Origin of the sequence: Desulfacinum infernum DSM 9756 (genome assembly GCF_900129305.1) — a bacterium.
In the GTDB taxonomy this organism is placed as follows: Bacteria; Desulfobacterota; Syntrophobacteria; order Syntrophobacterales; family DSM-9756; genus Desulfacinum; species Desulfacinum infernum.
The window spans coordinates 1-3,097 of sequence record NZ_FQVB01000072.1 but is presented as its reverse complement, the minus strand read 5'-3'; the positions used below and the strand labels follow the sequence as shown (position 1 = coordinate 3,097).

Annotated in this window: 1 protein-coding gene; it reads left to right on the top strand. The window is 52.7% G+C overall.

All coding sequences use genetic code 11. The features are described 5' to 3' along the window. Nucleotides 1-274: 274 nt before the first annotated feature. Nucleotides 275-2,869, top strand: coding sequence for an AAA family ATPase (locus BUB04_RS18525; RefSeq protein ID WP_073042276.1), 2,595 nt, complete (start codon nt 275-277; stop codon nt 2,867-2,869). The last annotated feature ends 228 nt before the right edge of the window (nt 2,870-3,097 follow it).

Below are 3,097 nucleotides of genomic sequence, written 5' to 3'. Positions count from 1 at the left end.
GATGGGGTTGTACGGCCAAATCATCGCCAATGCATCCTCAAGGTGGGTCATTTTTGATGGCCGTAGGTGGGTCATTTTAGTTGGCCATTAACATCCACTTTCCCTTCTTTCTTCTTGACAAAGACAAACTTGAAAGCTAGCCAATGTCATTATGGGGGCCGATCACTATCTTACTACTGGAGATTGTGTAAAATAAGAAGTTAGGCGCAATGGGTATGGGTATGTCAATGCAAACCGTATTTTCGCTCACTGTTGGAAAAGTGAGGAAAAAGGTATGAGCATTCTCACACAACTGAGCCACTGGGCGACGACCTTGCCCTATTGGGAACAAGCTGCCCTGGACAAGATTGTTGCCGGGGTCAATTTTACCGATGAGGACTATGACGAACTGCTCCAATATCTCTTGGAGGATGCTGGTCTGACAAAGCCCAAGGGACAGCGGCCTACCCTGGGCTTCCCGAAAGATGCTGATGCCAGTGCCCAGCCTGCCGCGCCCGTGCGGCTGATCAAGATCTCGAACCTCCAGAACGTTAACGCCTTGGTGCCAGGTCAGACTCTCTCCTTCGGTCCGGCGATGACAGCAGTTTATGGGGGGAATGGCTCTGGCAAATCAGGGTACGCTCGGGTACTTGGTTGTGCTGGATTCACCCGAGGTGATCGGGAAGTGCTTCCCGATGTGACGCGCCCCATAGACGAAACAGTTGCATTATCGGCCCATATAGAAATAAAGGATCAGACTGGCAATCGTGTGATTCACTACCAAATCGGGAGGGAGTGTCCTGAACTTGGGTCGTGCTATGTCTTTGACAGCACCAGCGTACGGGTACACCTGACTGCATCAAACGCGCTCAGCTTCTCGCCCGCGGGCCTCTCGTATCTCACCCGACTGGCGGAAGTCACGGACAAGGTTCGGGCTTGCTTGAAAGCCAGAGTGGACAAATGCAGTGAACCGCACAACTTCGATGCTTTATTTCACGGAGATTCGAAAATCAGTGAAATGATCGCCAGTCTCGGTCCCGATACAGACCTTGAAGCGTTGCGACAGATAGCTGCTCTCACTCCGGAGGAAAAGAGGCGGATTGATGAATTGGATATCGAGATTGCTCGTCTTAGGGCCCGAGATGTTTCCAGACAGGTAGCCGATCTTAAACAGCGCGTGGAAGACCTAAATCTTTTGGCCGGTCGTTTGTGTGAGATACAAGATAGATTGAGTGAGGAGATTGCCGAGGAAATCCGTCAAGCGGTGAAGGCCTATCTCAACCGACAGACCGCAGCCCAGCGTGTCAGCGTTGACCAGTTTAGGTCGGAGCACTTCACGCAAACGGGCAGTGAAGTCTGGTATCGATTCATTGAGGCGGCAAAGGCTCTGGCTGATGCTGAACAAACTCCAGATGCACCGTATCCTCAGGCTGATAGTCTTTGTTTGTTGTGCCAGCAGCCGTTGTCACCCCAGGCACGCGATCTGCTGCTTCGATTGTGGGCATTGCTTGAAGGGGAGGCGCAGGAACAACTAGCAAAGGCACAGAGTGTCTTGGAAGAAAAACGCAATGCTCTACAGGAACTCGATCTCGATTTCTTTGATGATCAGTCTGTCTCATACCGACATTTGCAGGAGCACGATCCGGCGGTACTGGAAAAGGTCAAGGGGTTCATCGCTGCCTGCTACGTAAGGCGAGGCCAGATTCTCGCAGCTCTTGCCGACCACTCGACAGAGATAGCTCTTTCTCCTCTTCCCGAAAGCGGCGTTAAAGATGTTGAGTTGATTGCCCAATCGCTGAGAGCGCAACTTGACGATCTACAGGAGAAAGATATCGCCGCAGAGATAGTGAAACTAGAACAAGAGAGGCGAGATCTGCAACACCGCGCGCTACTTGGCAAGCACCTTCCTGAAATTGAGGAGTACGTGAAGAAGAGAATCTGGGCACGCCAGGCTGAGAAAGTAGGTGGAAGTACCAGACACATCACAAGAAAACACAACCAATTGTTCAGTCAATTGGTCACCGATCGCTATATCGAGTTGTTTGAACAGATGCTCAAGGACTTGGGGCGGCCCCTTAAGGTCAGGGTGGCGACTAGAGGACGTAAGGGTGAGGTCTATAAGCAGATTGTTGTGGAGACTGACCCATCCGCTCCTGCAGATATGGCAACACCGGACAAGGTGCTGAGTGAAGGCGAGAAGCGTGCCGTTGCCCTGGCAGACTTCCTGACCGAGGTCGCGCTCGACACGTTCAGCAGTGCGGTCATATTAGATGACCCAGTCACTTCTCTTGACCTGGAGTGGAGAGGACTGATCGCATCGATTCTGGCGAAAGAAGCCAAGCGGCGGCAGGTGATTGTCTTCACACACGACCTTCCTTTTCTCTATTTTCTCAAGCAGCGGTGCGAGCAGGAACTAGTGGACATCGTAACGCATTGGATAAAGCGAGGTGATCAAGACGATAGACCAGGCTACGTGTTCTTGAACAACAGCCCCGCCTTGGAGCGAGACTACCGTAAGCCTACGCGAGCACGCGAGATCTACGCAAAGGCCAAAGACGCACCCGCTGCAGAGCAGGAGGCGCTGTTGCGAGACGGATTCGGCGCTCTCCGTACGTGCTACGAGGCGTTCATCATTTTTGAGCTCCTCAACGAAGTCGTTCTGCGGTTTGATGAGCGCATAAGTCCTGGACGCTTGAAGGATGTCGTGTGCGACAGATCGATTGTTGAGAAAGTAGTCGTAGGTCACGAGCGTCTTTCGCGGTACATCGAAGGACATCTACATAGTGATACATTGGGAGCGCAGAAGCCGACTCCAAGAACGCTGCTAGATGAGATCGAAGCGTTCGAAGCACTCAAAAAAGAGCTGAGGGGGCTCAGAAAGGCCAATTGAGTGGTTGGTTGCAAGAAGCAACGCGCCTAACATTGCTTGCAGCCGACCCCGCTCCGCTCGGTCGCTGCGCTCCCTGGCTACGCGGGGCGGCTGAAGCAAATCGTTGAGCGCAGGGGAAGTGTCTGTCGGCGGATGGGTGGTGCTCGTTTTTCTTGCCTCGCGATAGGCGTTGGGCCCATGCTTTTGAGTTAACCCAAGTTTGTCATCTATATGCTGCATAGTGCGACA

Coding starts and splice junctions, on each gene's coding strand:
- BUB04_RS18525 (WP_073042276.1), top strand. CDS start 275: ATGAGCATTCTCACACAACTGAGCCACTGGGCGACGACCTTGCCCTAT.